General features: G+C 59.7%; 10 protein-coding genes and 1 pseudogene. 7 read left to right on the forward strand and 4 right to left on the reverse strand.

Going from position 1 to position 16,593, the window contains the following annotated elements:
• Nucleotides 1-179: 179 nt before the first annotated feature.
• Nucleotides 180-939: pseudogene (locus ACFQX9_RS11930) on the forward strand (IS110 family transposase); the annotation flags it as partial.
• Between the two features lie 846 nt (nucleotides 940-1,785).
• Nucleotides 1,786-4,185 (forward strand): EAL domain-containing protein, encoded by a 2,400-nt coding sequence (locus tag ACFQX9_RS11935; protein ID WP_377789023.1) that lies wholly within the window; start codon nucleotides 1,786-1,788, stop codon nucleotides 4,183-4,185.
• A gap of 782 nt (nucleotides 4,186-4,967) precedes the next feature.
• Here ACFQX9_RS11935 and ACFQX9_RS11940 read toward each other — a convergent pair.
• Entirely contained in the window at nucleotides 4,968-5,162 is a 195-nt protein-coding gene (locus ACFQX9_RS11940; protein ID WP_377788651.1) for a hypothetical protein, read from the reverse strand.
• A gap of 678 nt (nucleotides 5,163-5,840) precedes the next feature.
• Nucleotides 5,841-7,949 (reverse strand): methyl-accepting chemotaxis protein, encoded by a 2,109-nt coding sequence (locus ACFQX9_RS11945; protein ID WP_085360752.1) that lies wholly within the window; start codon nucleotides 7,947-7,949, stop codon nucleotides 5,841-5,843.
• A 119-nt stretch (nucleotides 7,950-8,068) separates the two neighbouring features.
• On the opposite strand from ACFQX9_RS11945, the gene ACFQX9_RS11950 reads away from it, so the two are divergent.
• Nucleotides 8,069-8,296, forward strand: a complete 228-nt coding sequence (locus ACFQX9_RS11950; protein ID WP_143273025.1) for a hypothetical protein — start codon at nucleotides 8,069-8,071, stop codon at nucleotides 8,294-8,296.
• A gap of 70 nt (nucleotides 8,297-8,366) precedes the next feature.
• Here ACFQX9_RS11950 and ACFQX9_RS11955 read toward each other — a convergent pair whose 3' ends face one another.
• Nucleotides 8,367-9,377 carry a PAS domain-containing protein gene (locus ACFQX9_RS11955; RefSeq protein ID WP_039801407.1) on the reverse strand — a complete coding sequence of 337 codons (1,011 nt, stop codon included), beginning with the start codon at nucleotides 9,375-9,377 and terminating at the stop codon, nucleotides 8,367-8,369.
• Between the two features lie 830 nt (nucleotides 9,378-10,207).
• Here ACFQX9_RS11955 and ACFQX9_RS11960 point away from each other — a divergent pair.
• Both ACFQX9_RS11960 and ACFQX9_RS11965 read left to right on the forward strand, forming a co-directional pair.
• Nucleotides 10,208-10,513 (forward strand): phage integrase N-terminal SAM-like domain-containing protein, encoded by a 306-nt coding sequence (locus tag ACFQX9_RS11960; protein WP_018460443.1) that lies wholly within the window; start codon nucleotides 10,208-10,210, stop codon nucleotides 10,511-10,513.
• Nucleotides 10,514-11,288: 775 nt separating this feature from the next.
• The gene (locus tag ACFQX9_RS11965; RefSeq protein WP_204511998.1) at nucleotides 11,289-11,615 is read left to right on the forward strand and encodes a lipocalin-like domain-containing protein; all 327 of its coding nucleotides are present in this window, start codon (nucleotides 11,289-11,291) and stop codon (nucleotides 11,613-11,615) included.
• Nucleotides 11,616-12,041: 426 nt separating this feature from the next.
• Here the strand turns inward: ACFQX9_RS11965 and ACFQX9_RS11970 are convergent, their stop codons facing one another.
• Entirely contained in the window at nucleotides 12,042-12,578 is a 537-nt protein-coding gene (locus ACFQX9_RS11970) for a hypothetical protein (RefSeq protein WP_377788654.1), read from the reverse strand.
• A 2,604-nt stretch (nucleotides 12,579-15,182) separates the two neighbouring features.
• Between ACFQX9_RS11970 and ACFQX9_RS11975 the strand changes: the two genes are divergently transcribed.
• Nucleotides 15,183-15,695, forward strand: coding sequence for a septal ring lytic transglycosylase RlpA family protein (locus tag ACFQX9_RS11975; protein ID WP_085383586.1), 513 nt, complete (start codon nucleotides 15,183-15,185; stop codon nucleotides 15,693-15,695).
• 182 nt (nucleotides 15,696-15,877) lie between these two features.
• Complete coding sequence (locus ACFQX9_RS11980; protein ID WP_210350904.1) at nucleotides 15,878-16,117, forward strand: hypothetical protein; 240 nt, start codon at nucleotides 15,878-15,880, stop codon at nucleotides 16,115-16,117.
• Nucleotides 16,118-16,593 lie beyond the last annotated feature (476 nt).

Here is a 16,593-nt window from a genome sequence, read left to right on the forward strand (position 1 = left end):
AGTCCCGCCTTCTCCTCTGCACGATCCATCGGCACAAGAACTTCACGATGAGTCCTCGTGGAGATGAGAAACCGTGCGCTGTGTGCTTGACTGGGGACATCAGAATGGAATGGTCCGGCCGTGCTGCGGCCCTGGCGGTACGAGAAGCTGGCAAGGGCGCCCAAGACAAGGAGCACGCCATGTCTCAGAAACTCGACGCTTCGCCCGCCGTCATCGGCATCGATATCGGCAAGAACTCGTTCCACATCATTGGCCAGAATCAGCGCGGCGGCATCGTGCTGCGGCAGAAGTGGTCGCGCGGCCAGGTGGAAACCCGGCTCGCCAACCTGCCGCCGTGCTTGATCGGCTTGGAGGCCTGCGTCGGCGCGCATCACCTCAGTCGCAAAGCTGCAAACGCTTGGCCACGACGCCCGCTTGATGCCGGCGAAATACGTGCGCCCCTATTCGAACGGACAGAAGAACGACTTCCGAGATGCGGAAGCCATCGCCGAGGCGGTCCAACGCCCGATCATGAAGTTCGCCGCAACCAAGACCGCCGACCAGCTCGACCTGCATGCGCTGCACCGCGTGCGCGAGCGATTAGTCGGTCAGCGCACCGGCGTCATCAATCAGATCCGTGCGTTCCTGCTGGAGCGGGGCATCGCCGTGCGGCAAGGCCTGCGCTCCCTGCGGTCCGAGTTGCCGAGTATCCTCGCGACGCGCACCGATGTGCTCTCGCCTCGCATGTTGCGCATCATTGAGGATCTGGCGGGCGACTGGCGCCGGCTGGATGAGCGTATCGAGGACCTCTCCAGCGAGATCGAAGCATTGCCCCGTCAAGACAAAAGCTGCGAGCGACTGATGACGGTGCCCGGCATTGGCCCGATCATCTCGAGCGCGATGGTGGCTGCCATCGGCACTGGAGACGTGTTCTCGAAAGGCCGCGACTTCGGCGCCTGGCGCGTTAGCGCGAAGGGCTTTCCGGTACCTTCGCTTGGCGCTTTTCGAGCTGCTCCTCGACGTAGAGAAGGATCATTCGCCGGGTGTCCTGGTCAGTTATTTTCTGGAATGCCTTGATCAGGCGCAGCATCTCCAGATCATCTTCGATTATTCTGTTCGACATTGCAAAAGCCTCAAGGGAAAAGCAGCAGTCTCAAATCGGGAAAAGTATGCAATATCTCACGTACTACGGGAACATGGAAAATCAGCAGAAAGCTAATCCGTGCCGGCCCGCCGCCGAGCCGGCGGAGGCGGCTCCGGCCATCCGCCTCAGAGCCAAGCTGAAGCCGGGGCACTCTCCGCCATCGCGCAGGAGCCCGGCAACTGAGGTGGCGTTACTCTCTGCGGCGTACCTTCGGCACTCTGCCATTCGTCCGCGCCCTCTCGGCAACATCCCAAATGTTGTCGCCCTTCGGCGGAGCGCGACGAATATAACCCGAAATATCCAGTTCGTTTCACCCCTCGGGTGGAGGTTGGAAACGCCCTTGTCAGCTCTAGGCAACCCAGCAGCGGTCGTCGCGTTGCTCCGCGGAGGCCGTTCTATTTGCGAGGCACCATGGACGAGAGCCTGCTCGTAACAATGATGCGCCGTCCCCTCTGCAAACCGGCGCTGCTGCTTGCGCGTCAAGATTGATTGTCCAGGCAAAGCCCATCGCCCGTTGAAAGAAGTTTGACGAATGTCGTTCGACTGACAACGAATGGTTGATTCTGGAAGCCTCTGTTCACCATCCGGCAAGCCGGTCCTCCTTCGTTACCTAAAATCCACCACTTCCCCGCTCTGGTGATCGCAGGCCTTGGGGGATGCTGATGTATCAAGTGCTCTACTGTCTGACCGATGAACACGATTGGCCACTGGTCGCGCTTGGGGGCGCGCTCTGCCTGCTCGCAAGTACGGCTGCGATCAGCCTGTTTCACCGGGCGCGCGCGACGCAAGGATCGGGCCGCCTGGTGTGGCTGGCGCTCGATGCAGTCGTTGCCGGCTGCGGCATCTGGGCGACGCATTTCATCGCGATGCTGGCCTACGGACCGGGCGCCAGCGGCGCCTATAATGTTCCGGTGACGCTGTTGTCGCTAATCTTCGCCATCGCCATCACCTTTGTTGGCTTGAGCGTTGCGGTCTCGACCATGCGACCGGGCCTCGTCGCTCTTGGCGGGGCGATCGTCGGCGGCGGTGTGGCGGCGATGCACTATACCGGCATGATGGCGCTCGAGATCCCTGCGCGCGTCAGCTGGGCGACGGGCACGGTGGCCGCTTCGATCCTGCTCGGGGTGGTTTTCGGCGCATTCGCGCTCCATGTCGCTGAACGGCGAGACAACTTGTCCGGCACGCTCGGTGCTGCGGTGCTGCTGACGGTCGCCATCGTCTCGCATCATTTTACGGCGATGGGCGCGGTGCAGCTGACGCCGGATCCGACGCTGCCGATCAGCGGCCTGTCGATCCCGCCGACGTCGCTGTCGGTTCTGACCGCGAGTGCTGCGGCTGCGATCATCGTGATCGCATTGGTCGCCGCGCTGCTCGATCGGCGGGCCAAGGGGGAATTGGGCCGCCAGCAGAGGGTGCTGGACACGGCGCTCGAGAACATGTCGCAGGGGCTCTGCATGTTCGACGCGGACGGCAAGATCATCCTGTTCAACGAGCGTTATGCCGCGATGCTCGGCCGCACCGACATCCTGCTCACCGGCCGGCTGCTGGTCGACGTGCTGCGGGAGGAGCAGGCCAAGGGCCAGTGGCAAGGCGATGCTGGCGAATTCTTCGCCCGCCTCGTCGCCGACGCGCGCGAGAGCCGCACCACGACCGACATCGTGACCAGGTTCGGCCGCTCCATCCGGGTCGTCAACCAGCCGATGCAGGGTGGCGGCTGGGTCGCGACCTTCGAGGACATCACCGAGTGGCTGGAGGCGCAGGCGAGGATCTCCCATATGGCCCGCCACGACGCGCTGACCGGCCTGCCCAACCGCATCCTATTCCACGAGCAGCTCGAGCATGGGCTGCGCCGGACCAATTCAGGCGACCAACTCGCCGTTCTCTGCCTCGATCTTGACCACTTCAAGGACATCAATGACTCGCTCCGCCATCCCATCGGTGATGCCTTGCTGAAGGAGGTCGGGCGCAGATTGGAGGCGACCGTCGGCGAGAGCGACACCGTGGCCCGGCTTGGCGGCGACGAGTTCGCCGTGGTCCTGATCGGGCGCTCCGAGGAAACCGCTGCAAGGTTCCTGGCCGGCCGTCTCGTCGAGGCGATCTCGGCGCCCTACGAGATCGACCACCATCAGATCGTGATCGGCGTCTCGATCGGCATCTCGCTGTCGCCGCAGGACGGCAGCCATCCGGACGAGCTGTTGAAGAATGCAGACCTTGCGCTGTACCGCGCCAAGGCGGACGGTCGCGGCACCTATCGCTTCTTCGAGACCGGCATGGATGCGCGCGCGCAGGCGCGGCGGCTGCTGGAAATGGATCTGCGCGCGGCGCTGCAACGGAACGAATTCGAGGTGCACTACCAGCCGATCCGCGACGTCGCCACCAACCGCGTCGTCGCCTTCGAGGCGTTGCTGCGCTGGTCACATCCGCAGCGTGGCCTGATCGCGCCGATCAACTTCATTCCATTGGCGGAGGAGACAGGTCTCATCATCCAGCTCGGCGAGTTCGTGCTGCGCAGCGCCTGCGCCGACGCGGCGACCTGGCCCGACGATATTGACGTCGCCGTCAATTTGTCGCCGGTGCAGTTCAAGAGTCCGAACCTAATCGCATCCGTGACCGCGGCGCTGGAGGAGGCGGGACTGGAAGCCCGTCGTCTCGAGCTGGAGATCACTGAATCCGTGCTGCTGCAAAACGGTGAGGCGACGCTGACCACGTTGCATGAGCTGCGCGCCATGGGCGTGGGTATCTCGCTCGACGATTTCGGCACCGGCTATTCGTCGCTAAGCTATTTGCGCAGCTTCCCCTTCGACAAGATCAAGATCGACCGCTCTTTCGTCTCCGAGCTGGCAACCCGCGCCGATTCCATGGCGATCATCCGCGCCGTGACCGGCCTCGGCCGCAGCCTCGGCATCGTCACGACCGCGGAAGGGGTCGAGAACGACGCGCAGCTCGAGTTGCTCCGGCGCGAGGGCTGCACCCAGGCACAGGGCTATCTGTTCAGCAAGCCGCGGCCTGCCTGCGACGTGGCACTGATGCTGGAAGGGCCGCGGCTCCGAGCGTTGGCTTAACGAAATTATCAGAATGCCATCGCGGCACCGAGGCACAGCGCGGTAAGTCCGGCGGGCACGCCTGAGACGGTCGGGATCGTCGCTGCACGTCGCGTTGTCTGAGGTGCACTGGTCTCTCCCGAGATCCATCGCCGCGTGAGGGTAGCGCTCGACCTTCCGGTCCTTACTGTCTTCGGTCAGACCGAGCTCAGCCCGATTGTCGCGCAGACGAGCGTCGACATCCGGAGACTGAGTTCGTCCGGACCGCGGGAAAGCGCTCTGGAACGTCGGAAGTGCGCGTTGCGGATCCGATGGATCTTCGTATTTTGCCGACCGGCACTTAGGGCGTAATTCAAGTCCGTGGATATCAGACCCACAATCGGCTATCTCGACGCGCCGGAGAATGCGCGTCCGGCCATCACGGCTGACGGATGGCTGCGCACGGGCGACCTCGGGACGCTGGATAAGCGCAGCTACTTGCGTGTCACGGGCCGCCTCGAGGACATCCCGCGGCGGAGAGAATATTTACCCGGCCGAGGTCGAAACCTGCCTGCTGCAGCATCCCAACATTGCCGATGTTGCGGTGATAGCTCTGGTGGGGTGCCAGAGACTGTCACAGCCGTAGCGCGTTCGACCTCTGAAGCCAACGCGCTCAGATGATCGGCAAGCCTCGCGAACAATTCTCGTTTTCGCAGATCAGTGGCTAGATCGCTGATCGATTTGCAGTCGGCGGCATCGTTGCGGAGTCTGTCCAACTGCTCACGGATGTCTCTCATTTTAGAGTGCCCCCGGCAGCATCCTCTTCATTCAGTTGAATTGATCGAGGTGTACTTGAGCTCACGCCGATCCATTTCCGAACGGAGCAACTCAGCATAGTTGCGAAGATTGTCACCAACAATGCGGGAGCGGCCGCCATTCGCGCGATCAGCCAACACTTGCCGCCGCACACTTTCCCAAAGAGACAATAACGTCTGATCTTCCGAGCTTGAAAAGTTCATCCGCAGGCCCTCAGTAATTGGTCGCGCGGATGCTACCGCGTACTCGTGAGCCGGATTGTTCGGTTGCCGACATAGCTGTGGTGAAGCTACGCGCTCGTTGCACATCGGTCACACCGCTTGCATTGGTGAAGGGAGATATCGCGACCGCGGGACCTACCGTCGCATTAGCTAATCGATCGCTCGCGTCGCCGCTATTGCTGTAACGGGTCAGAGCGGTCGTGCGGCCGATTCCGCGCGACGGGACAAGATGTGGCTGCGTGGTCACCGACACCTGCTTCGAAGTATTGAAGGACGAACGTACGCGCTGCAGTACAATCCGTCCCGTGTCAGGCATAAGGGAGCATCTCCTGCAGCAAGCGATCCGCGGCGGATAGCTGATCAAGCCGAAGCACGAGCAGCTCGTTCAGCCGCGCTACCCGAGACTGAAATTCCTCACGTATCGATCCGTTATCCACATCTTCAAGCAGGCCATTGAGAACTCTAAGACATTCGATAACGACATTGACCTTCCGTCGCAGCAACTTAGTCCGTTCTGGTCTGGACGATCAGGTATCGCTCTCGACTAAATGGCAGCGGGATGATGTTGGCAGCCACCGGCTCGGACGCTCCATCACGGATCCTCGCTGGGACACTTCCAGCGTGACTCGCTGATGTTGAGGTACTTGTCATGGAAGCACCTCAAGCTGCGCGCACAGTGATCAGGAACTTCTCGACCTCTGTCTTTAGCCGCGCGCTGTCGTTCGACAGCGTTTGCGCCGAGGCAAGCACCTGACTAGAGGCAGAGCCGGTTTCCGTGGCCCCTTGCTGCACCTCCGTGATGTTGGAGGCGACCTCGTGGGTACCTTGCGCGGCCTGTTGGACGTTGCGCGATATCTCCTGCGTAGCCATTCCCTGTTCTTCCACCGCGGCTGCAATGGCGGAAGAGATTTCTGAGATCCGACCGATCGTGCCGCTGATTTCCTTGATCGCGACGACGGAATCCTGGGTGGCGGCCTGTATATCGGCGATCTGGTGGCTGATCTCCCCAGTCGCCTTGGCAGTCTGTTCGGCGAGCGCCTTGACTTCGGAGGCAACGACAGCGAAGCCGCGTCCGGCCTCGCCGGCCCGCGCCGCTTCGATCGTTGCGTTCAGCGCCAAAAGGTTGGTCTGCCCCGCGATCGTATTGATCAGTTCGACCACGTCGCCGATACGAGTTGCCGCCTGTGACAGCTTGTTGACGCGATCGTTGGTTTTCTGTGCCTGATCCACCGCTGCGCCGGCAATCCTGGCTGCGTCCTGCACTTGGCGGCTGATTTCGATGACTGATGAGCTCATCTCTTCGGTGGCGCAGGCAACCGATTGAACGTTGCTCGAGGCTTCCTCGGAAGCCGCAACGACCATGCTAGAGCGCTGCTGGGTGCTCTCGGCTGTCCTGCTCAGGGTCTTGGCCGCCGCTTCGAGCTCGGTCGAGGATGATGAGAGCGTCTGGATGATTTCTCCGACCGCATCCTCAAAGCGTCCAGCGAGCTGGTGCATGTCCGTCTTGCGCTGGGCGGCCGCACGGGCCTCTGATTGCGCCTGTTCGGCCCGCAGCCGGTCGGTTTCGAACATATTGTCTTTGAAGACCTGAACCGCCTCGGCCATCTCGCCGACCTCGTCAGCGCGGCCGACACCTGGGATCGAGGTCGACGTATCGCCGCTCGCGAGCCTGCCCATGGCGGCGGTCATCCCCTGGATCGGGAGGGCGATCGCGCGAGCGGTCAGCAGCGCAATGGCGGCCCCGAGGCCCAGTCCTGCCGCAAGCAAGCCCCACAGGACCAGCCTCAGGAAGGATATGCTCGTCTGCACCTGATGGCTTTCCTCGGCAAGCATGCTGTTCTGGTTCGTCTTGATGCCTCCAGAGCGGGTGCCGTCGGCGCCCTTCGGCCCGTCGAGCAGATCGAGAATCTTCACCGCGCGCGGCGCCGCTTCCGTTATGAGAATATGCACGGGTGCATTCCAGTCCGCTGACTCCCGGAACGCGAACATCTTCTCGTAAAGGAGAACAAATTCGCCCCGCGCCTTCGTGATCTTCTCGAACGAGAGCAGCTGAGACGGCGTAAGCAGGTCCTTCTTCGCACTCACGGCGGTATAGCCTTTTTCAAAGAGCTCCCACGGCTTGAAGAATTTCTCCTTGTCGTTCTTTTCGCCCGACAGGAGGTACATGCGAAGTTGAGCGGTGGCAGCGGCAAAATTGCCGCGCGTGTCCGCCATTGCTTTCAGCAATCTCTTACGCTCCGCCGTCGCCTCCTGGCCCTCCTCCTCGTTGATCATCTTGGTGATCTCGGAAAACATTGTTTCGGTGCGCGGACCGGCTTCGGTCACAAGTAGCTTTGTCGCTGGATATGCATCGGAAGTGAACGCGACGGCTTCGGCTTTGTCTTGGGCAGCTCGGAACTCTGCGAGCAGCGCCTTGGCCTCGGCCCATTTTCGGCTGTTCTCCGGGTTGGTAAAATGTACCGCCTTCTCATCGAAGCCGGCAACTGTGGCATCCATTTCCTTCCACATCGCGGCCCGATCTAGCTTGCCTTGCGGATTTCCGGTCAAGAGATAGCCACGCAATGTCGCCAGTGTGGAATAGAGATTGCCGACCAGCTCTGTGCTCGCGAGCGCGACGGGTGTCCGCAGGTTCACCATGCGATCGACGGTCGTGGAAATCCCGCCGACCGCAAACACGGTGTATCCGACTGAAAGCGCGATGATCGCGCATACGGAAAGAAATCCCGAAATCAGCCGGCCACGAATCCGAAGTTTGAGTTTGAAGGGCATGGCAACACTCCGCGGGTCATTGGACTCTTAAAAAGATTGGCAAGAATGGATTTGGATGTGACGCGCTTAGTCGCCGCAACCGACGGCGGCTTTTAGGTCAGATGGCAAAAAGATCCCTCGTGGGGTCACTCGATAATAAAACAGTAGCTCAGGTTTCCCGTCCCTACTTGAGCGTGCAGACCATGGTGAAGACAATTGGCTGCGAGTTGGTTAAGAAGAAATCGACCCTGATTTTCCTCACGCGCGCAAAAATTGCTGCTTCAGCGCGTATGACGAAATTAGCTCGGCGCATTTCGCAAATTTTTGGTTCGCCCGGCCGCGAAATGCGCGAGCAACCCAAAAACTGAGCCCCAAGACGGTCCTTCCAAAGCTACCTATGGAAAGTGAGATAGCCAGCTTGCGACAACTTGTCTCAAATCATCGTCGCGGCCGAACTGCAGGCTCGCCGACAGACGGGAACAAGAACTCGATTCCCGCATCCGAAAAGACGCGACGAAGAATCTCCGTCGTCTCGTCCGACATTGGGGGAGCATCATCGTACTCTTCAAGCCGACGAATGATGGCGGACGAAATCCCCGTTCGCGCGGCCAATTGTTTCACAGACCAATTTAGGATGCCGCGGGCTGCGCGCAGTTGCGCGCCCGTAAGCTGCGATGTTGCCGCGTGTTGAACGGAGAGCTTTTCCTGATGCACGTCAATGGAGAGACCCATCCATTCCTGGATGCTGCCGTCCGCATTGGTGACAGGCACGGCCGTACAATGATACCACCGATATGTATTGTCGGGCTCTCGCAGGCGATGCTCGACGCTGTACCGCCGTCCGGTCTCGACCGAGGCCGTCCAGCTTCTCAAGGCCGCCTCACGCTCGTCTTCGTGAAGAAGATCAGCCCAGCCTTTGCCAAGCAACCGATGCGCCTCTGGTGTCTTCTCGCCATTCGGCAGTGCCGTGATTCGACCGTCGGAACTACCGATCCACAGCAGACCGCCTACCACCTGGGTCAAAGCGCTGTAGCGCTCGGCGTCACTTCGCAGCGTCTGGACCAACCGACGTTGCGCTGTAATGTCGAGAGCGATCCCCAAAATACATTCCGGCTCACCTGCGCTATTCAGTAGCACTTCGGTATGGCAGTTAATCCAGCGCAAAGCGCCATTGGGCCGAATGATGCGAAATTCACCGTCGAGCAACGTCCGATCTATCATCAACTCGCTGGGACCGCGAGTCGGACCGCGATCGTCCGGATGAATCCTTCGTTGGATTTCGGTGTATGACGGCGACACCGCATGCGGATCCAATCCGAGCAGCCTAAAAAAGCCACGCGACCATTGCATCTGGCCGGCTGCATCACAGCGCCAGACACCTGCTCCCAGCTTTTCTTCAATCAAACGAAGCACATCGGATATACCGAGATGTGCCTCTAGCTGCAGCAAATTAACCCCCGTTCTCAAATACAAACATTCAACTCTCAATTGCAGAACAATTCAACACTGATGTTTGAGTGAACCCGGCCATACGGTCGCAGGCCGGTGGACGTCTCTCCACGGGCAACGCCAACGAGAGAGGGCAACGTCGTGCGGTCCTAGAGACCGCCTACACCTCAACCCGGCCAATCGGCTGCGCGCCATTCGACGAGGCCAATGACCCGAAAATCCCTTCCGGCACTGCTGATTTTCTCGAGCATGGTGGCACTGGTTGTCGCATTCGGATTTCTAGCACAGTAAGACCCGCGGATTGTGTGCGACGTCCTCTTTTCCCCCGATAGCGACTCAAATAGCGGACGTCGTGCACTTCGCATTTGGGCCAAGCGGTAGAGTAGCGCTCTAGATATTTGGAGGGGCCTCTTACTAGGCAGGCCCTGTTGCCGCGAGATGGTCTATGGACGCGAAATCAGCCACACGATTTAAACAGCACGTAGATCGGGTCATGGAGAGTTATCCCTGGCGCTCACGCTCGCCCAAGAATCTCCAGTAGATGAGTTTCTGAGATTGAGGGCATCGGTCGGCGATATCATCTCTCGGAATAGACTCCGTGCTTCAGGAAAACATTTACAAAGATTATCCCGGTCTGGATGGCATGAAAGGCTGACTGATAACTTCGGCTTCGGGTCAAAGAACGAACCCGCTCTCGCGGGAGGGCTGGCGGCGCGGTCCGCCGATCACGTCTACCGCTGTAACCGTTTGAACGAGCACAGGTGACGGGCGGGCGCTCCGTCTGCAGGATCGAGGGGTCAAGCACTCCAACCTCAAGACAGGAGCCCCCAATGAGCGAGAAGCCCATCAGCCCGCTGCGCCAACGCATGCTCGACGACATGAACATGCGCAGGTTCGTACCCGATACGCAACGCGAGTACATCCGCGCCGTCAAGAGGCTTAGGGTTTTCCTCAGCCCTCCCCCCGACAGTGCGACGGCGGAAGAGCTGCGCGCGTTCCAGCTGCATCTGACCGAGGCCCTGAGGCGGTGGACGCCGGGTGCGTCGCCTATTTGCGCAAGCCGTTCGCACGGCAAACCTTGCGGGATGCCATTGCGAGAGTACTGGCGTAACAGGCGCGGCGCTCCATCGGGGTAGGTCAATTGGGCGCCCATAACCTCAGCAGACTGAACCGCAGGTTGTTCGGCTAGGTGTGAGGCTAGTGAGAACGGGGCTGTCCGTTTTGATCCTGCGCAAGCCGGAGAGTTGCGCTGCTTGAGCAACGGCCAATGGCGAACTAGACCATGTACTCCGCGAAGTGGACAAGTCCGTTCTGGCTTCAAACCGGAGATGGCCGGCTCGCTAGGGCGCTACGGAACTGCTCAATGTATTCCGCTGGCAGGTCCCTTTGAGATCGCGCGCGTTGCAGCTTCAAGACGGGCCGCGATCTCGCTCATCCGGCGCGCCAGATCTTGGAGCGTTGTTGGCTGTACTGGGCCGGCGCCCCTTGGGGAATTCAGCTCCGTTTGCAGGTGCTCGAACTCTGCCTTGCACCGCTCCAGCTCGGCGAGAAGCATTGCGAGATCATCCATTTGGCCGAATGCGCCTCATTCCGGTGAGCTGGGGCCGTCGTACCAGATCAGGGGCAGGCGCGGCACTTGGGAAATTTACGGGTGGGCCGACCCGCTCTCCGCCGCAGGTCGATGATCCCGAGACACACATCTGGGTAGGAGATCAGCCGGCATTCCTGCTGGGTTGGCGGTTGGCACGTGGGTACTGCGGCTAGTCTGTGTCTGTGGGTGGGCCCGCTGTCCAGGTTAGATCGGAATGGCATCGTGTGGGTTTTCATCGCCGATTTTGACCCCGAAGCTCACGCCGACCTTGATCTCACGTGACCGTAGTTGAACAATTAAATTTTGTGGTGGAGGACATAATGAACAAAGCCATTGTTGCTATCGGGCTTGGGCTTGCCCTGTCGGGCGCAGCATTCGCGCAAGAGAAGTCGGCTAAGGAACAGCTTGTTGGTGCGTGGACGCTAGTCGCTGTTACCAGTGAAATGGACGACGGCCAAATAGGCGAACCCTTCGGTCCTTCCCCAAAGGGCGTGATGATTTTCTCAGATGATGGCCATTTCTCGCTTTTCCACTCGCGCGCGGAAATTCCAAAGATTGCGGCTAATGACCGAGCCAAGGCGACGCCCGAGGAGGCGCAAAGTATCGTGGCGTCAAGCATTTGCCTATTACGGCACATACTCGGTTGACGAAAATACAAAAGGTATGATGGTCAACCTTGCAGCCAGCACCTCCGCGAACGTCGCCGCCATTCCCAATCAGAAAAGAACGATTACTTTGCTAAACTCAGACGAACTAAAATTCGACAATCCCTGAACTCCAAACGGTATGACGCTGCGAACCACTTGGAAGCGCGTAGCGGCGCCCCAGTCGAATTTGAACGGTGGCAATCGCACGCGACATAACGCCACTCTGTAAAAAACCGGAAAACCAACCGGCTGGTTCTCGTCAGATGGTGTCAGAGCGTTGGGCACCAGACGAAAATCGGCCCCGACCAACACGGGGGGCTGGCGGTCGGGGGCCGTCCCTTCCAGTGCGCCACAGGCGGCGGTCGTGGGCACACGCGCTGACGTTCGGGTAGCGACAAACCGGTACACCAACTGGCGCGCGCTCTTTCAGGCCGCAACGTGTGGATTGACAACTGTATAGCCGCGCAACGATCGCGCGTGCATCCTTGTCGCGTGTCCGCCTGAGTTGGCGTCATACGCCATCCAAATGTCGCCTCTGAGATGCTGTTCTAGTACGAAGACGTGCCCACGGCGTGCCGCGACCATTCCGGGCGACGGCGACGTACGCGGAAAGCGTAGCCAGTTGGCTGCGAGGTTTAGTTCAGGCACCACACGACCAAACACGCGCAGCGCTGCGCCACAACCACAGAATGCCGCCGGGCAGCCGGGCGGCCGACCCCCGGCGATCCGGCTCTCAGCAGGGACACTCATCGCCAAGCTGTTGGCTGCGGTTACGAGTTGTTTGGGACGATACGCCTGCAGTGAATATTGCGAAATTCGTTCGCCGCGCGTCTGCGCGGACGAGAAGTCACATGGCATGATCACGTTGCATTCGGGCGCGTGGCCGATGCGGCCGGGTCTTGCTTCCGAACAGATCGAGCTGAGGACAACGAAGAGACACGCAGAAAATACTTGCTTGAACATTGCAGGGCTCCAAAATGAGGTCCTGCCCCGAGTACCAAGCAACAAACAACAATTTGGCCGAAAAGCGGCCAAGGTTAACAGCGATCGCGGTCCAATATCGTCAACCCTCACGGCCAGACGTTGCGACGCTATCTGATTAACTCGCAGAGAGAGAGAGAGAGAGAGAGAGAGAGAGCCTTGCACTCGTCCGACTTGTCAAGTCTGCTCCGGGGTGACCACCGGCAACGCTCGGATCGAGCGATATAATTTCCGCTTCGCGCCCCTGAGCGGCTGCCGGTGTAGATGGAGCCCTAACAAAAGGCCCCGACGCATTCCACGTCGGGCCCTTAAGATCGTCGAGCCGGTTACATCCGCCGTGCCCTCTGATGCTTGATGTGTCGATTACCGCCCACGATCTAGTGCAGAGCGTGGCACTGCGGCCGCAATGAGCAAGGCCGTTTGAACAGTCGTCATAACACGCGCGTCGATGTTAATGCCACGAGGATCCCGCACCTGGACGGTTGCTTGGGCAACAATTAAAGTCGAACCGCTCGTTCCTGCGCGCCATGAAGATTTTGGAAGCCACGAGCCGCGGCGAAATGTCAATTCATGATCGTAAGCAGATCCGAACCAACCCGGCGTAGCTCTCGCGTTTCTCGACCGGTCAGCCCGAGCTCTCACGCACCAGCCGGGCAATTCTGCGAGGACCATCCCACACCTCTACGGCGGGGTACGTATCGAGAAATTTCTCTGCTCGCGTTCTGGCGTCTTCATCCGTCGGACTGTCAATTTGATAAACCGCCCGAGCAACGCCGGATAAATCGACCACATACGCAACGTACCGCATGGCATTCCCAAGTGCCGGAAGCTACAATACGACTCCGCCAACTGTGGCGGCCTTCGTTTCATCTTACTTTCGAACCTTTGACGAGCGCCGGCTGGTGATCGAGACTTGCTCTTGGACAACCTGCCGCGCCTCCACCTCGCCTGTTGGTTTAGGAGGGCAGGAACTCTCTTTCGGAGGTTTTCTTGCCAGCCATCGCAGTATTCTAGAACAATTTACGAGGCTCCCAAGATCGACCTATGGCTTAGGAACCAACCGGCGCCTACGAACCCGAATACCCGAATATCCGTTTCGGTTGGAGTTCGTTCCGCAATGGGGACCGGGGCGCCCCTTCCCCGGTTGCAGAGAGCCATGCTTGCGCAGGGGTCGAGGCCGTTCCGCGCGACGCGCGCTGCATTCACAAGGTCCTCCGGCATCCGTTCTTCATGAGCTTGCGCGAGGATCTGTAATGGCGCGCCTCACCCCCGCCGAAAGTGGTTCGCTACAGAGGAGGTGGCGCAGGCTTGAATTGATGAGAACGATCGGGAGGGCGTCGGCTTCGAGTACGAGGTGATCGGCGCGCCAGCGTGACCTTCATTGGCAAGCCATGTCGCAGAGCCAGCGCGCGGCCGCCCGGCGGATAGGATCGAGAGAACAACCCCTCGCGCGTGGCCCAATTGTGCCGAAACATACAGCCAGCCAGGGCGCGCGCGAAAGCTGCGGCGTGGTCATCCGAGGTTCAGGAAGGAACGTCTAAGGTTGGTCAGCGGGGATGGGCTCCGCCGGAGTAGCGTGGATGAAATACAAACTTACACTTGCCGCAATAACCGTTCTCGGTGGGGCGGCATTCTCAATTGCAACGGCATCGGCAATGCCCGTTGCTCCGTTGGGACAATCAAACATCGCGAACGTTGAGACGGTAGCTCTGGTTTGCAGCCGGCACGGATGCGTCCGAACTCGCCCGGTCTATCGTCCTGCCTATCGCCGCGGCGTAGTCGTTGTTCGTCGGCCTTATGCCCATCGGTACTATCGGCGCTACTGATCAGAGGTTTCGTTCACGTAAACTGGCGTATCCTACTTGTAAAAAGGCCGCCAACTGAGGCGGCCTTTGGTTCTTTGCTCAACCGTTTTAGTGAGGAGAGAGGACAGCGGCCACGTTAAACGCCAGTAGAACCAGAGCGCATGCGCCAGCTGACAGCAGTCCCTATGTCACCGGCCTCCTTCGCGCATGCATTCCTGTGGGAGAAGTGGTAGCCAACTGCTGAGGTCCGACATTTTCTGGCGTTATTTGGATGTCATCCAAGCTTCGCGAGTTCGTTTCGGAGATTTATGTTCATAGCAATTGCTCCGAGGCAGTTTTCGCTGAAGAAGCACGAAAGACGCAAACTGCCGGCGATTAACACCGAGGAGCCGTGTACGGTTGCGATCCACTGCGAGCGAGGCTGGATAACGCGCGGAGCTTCTTAGGCGGCTCGCGGCATCTCGCCCCACGAGCTGCCCGTGGCCCGTTCAATGTCCTGCTCGTCTCTATAATCAGGCGAAGAGATTCACGCCACTGAACCGCCTGCACGCCAGGCCAGGTTGACGCTGCTTCGCAAAGCGTCGAGCTCTAGAACGGCTCGCCGGTTCTCGTGAATGCGCTGCAGCGGACCATCTGCTTGTTGCACTGCTTCCACTCTTCGCCATGCAACACATTCAAATCGGTATCAGATCACCTCTCTACACATGAATCCCGATGTGCCGGAACGCGCCTTACGAGTTTGCATTGTTTGTCAGTCTGGTGATTTGTAGTGAGGTCGATCATGCGTCCGCTTTCTGGAATGATCGTGATTGCAGCGGTCTCAATTTGGACGGGGCTTCACGCGACCCCAGCCGTTGGGCAAACATTCAATGATAGATGGTCCATCGTGCCAGACGCTCACGCCGAGCCCGCTCCTGAAGGACTCGATAAGACAAAGAAGGAGGAGCCGCAAGCGCAACGCCCGAGCGGACAAGAGCCCCTGAAAGATCGTTCAGGCGCTCAATCTTTCAATCGAGTTATTTCCGGAAAAGCCTCCTACTATTCGTATTCCAAAGGCAAGACAGCGAGCGGTTCATCGTTTGATCGGAATCTACTAACCGCGGCGCATCGCCGTCTGCCGTTCGGCACGAGAGTCCGCGTCATTGATCTTGAGACGAACAACTCGGTGGTGGTTCGTATCACCGACCGCGGACCATGGGTCCGTGGCCGCGTCCTCGACCTCTCGCTGGCGGCTGCGCGCAGCTTGGGGATTACGAATCGTGGCGTGGCTCAGGTTCGTGCTGAGGTGTTGTAGCGGACGACCATGCCCTGCGAAAACACGCGACCGCCGCCCACGCGCCCTTACGTCAATACGGCCTTTTGGCCTGAAACGAATCTGCCGTGTCTCTAAAGAACCCTGACGCTATCGCGGCCCTCGTATCCGTCCTCAGGCTCGTCCACGGAGACGAAGTCGCGCGAACCATGCTCCTGGAGGGTATGAGCCTCGCCACGCTGACGGACACGATGTTCTCCGCGCCGATAGCACATCGCGATGCCGTTCGATACGTCGCGAGTGCCTTAGATGACTTCGCCATTACACCGGAACTTGGCCCCGTCTGGCATCTTCGTTACCTGTATGATGATCAACCCGGCTCCTTTTGCGTCGTCGATATGGAGATAGCCACGCCGGCCGGTACGCTGTCCAGCAACGACCTTTGGCTTCGGCTGCCCGTCTAACTTGCAATGCGGACCGTGCTTCGACGATTAGCCGGAGCCCCCTGCCCTACGTGCCGGCCCCGTAGGTCTTGATCGTGCCGGCCGTTATGTCACAGCATGAGAGGGCGCGGCTGCAGCTCATCGATGCCTTTCCCCGCAGGGCTGCGTCTTTACATGCCATGGCCTGAGCCCGGTTGGCCGCGATGATCCAACTGCTCCCGCGCCCGTTCACGTCGGCGAAATTGCGAGATCGGTGACGCCCAGCGAGCTCTGAAATCTTGATCTAACTTGCATCCTGCGTGCAGGCTGGCAGCTCTCTTAAATCCGCGGGGGATCGACCTTCCGAGCACGAACACGACGAAGAGCGACTGCCAGGAAGATTTTAGAAGCTACCAACCGGCGTGTGCAGAAAGTATTCGCAGTTGAGCGGCACGAGGCGTGCCAAAGGACACTATGCCCGTCGAAGTCGGAAGAGCCCAGCAGGACAAAGAAGTTCA

Source organism: Bradyrhizobium sp. GCM10028915, from assembly GCF_042666195.1.
GTDB classification, from domain to species: domain Bacteria; phylum Pseudomonadota; class Alphaproteobacteria; order Rhizobiales; family Xanthobacteraceae; genus Bradyrhizobium; species Bradyrhizobium canariense_D.

Bases quoted from the DNA above. Each gene is read 5' to 3' on its own strand.
- ACFQX9_RS11970 (WP_377788654.1), bottom strand. From the start codon at position 12,578: ATGTTCAAGCAAGTATTTTCTGCGTGTCTCTTCGTTGTCCTCAGCTCG.
- ACFQX9_RS11945 (WP_085360752.1), bottom strand. From the start codon at position 7,949: ATGCCCTTCAAACTCAAACTTCGGATTCGTGGCCGGCTGATTTCGGGA.
- ACFQX9_RS11980 (WP_210350904.1), top strand. From the start codon at position 15,878: ATGAGCCTCGCCACGCTGACGGACACGATGTTCTCCGCGCCGATAGCA.
- ACFQX9_RS11940 (WP_377788651.1), bottom strand. From the start codon at position 5,162: ATGAACTTTTCAAGCTCGGAAGATCAGACGTTATTGTCTCTTTGGGAA.
- ACFQX9_RS11935 (WP_377789023.1), top strand. From the start codon at position 1,786: ATGTATCAAGTGCTCTACTGTCTGACCGATGAACACGATTGGCCACTG.
- ACFQX9_RS11975 (WP_085383586.1), top strand. From the start codon at position 15,183: ATGCGTCCGCTTTCTGGAATGATCGTGATTGCAGCGGTCTCAATTTGG.
- ACFQX9_RS11960 (WP_018460443.1), top strand. From the start codon at position 10,208: ATGAGCGAGAAGCCCATCAGCCCGCTGCGCCAACGCATGCTCGACGAC.
- ACFQX9_RS11965 (WP_204511998.1), top strand. From the start codon at position 11,289: ATGAACAAAGCCATTGTTGCTATCGGGCTTGGGCTTGCCCTGTCGGGC.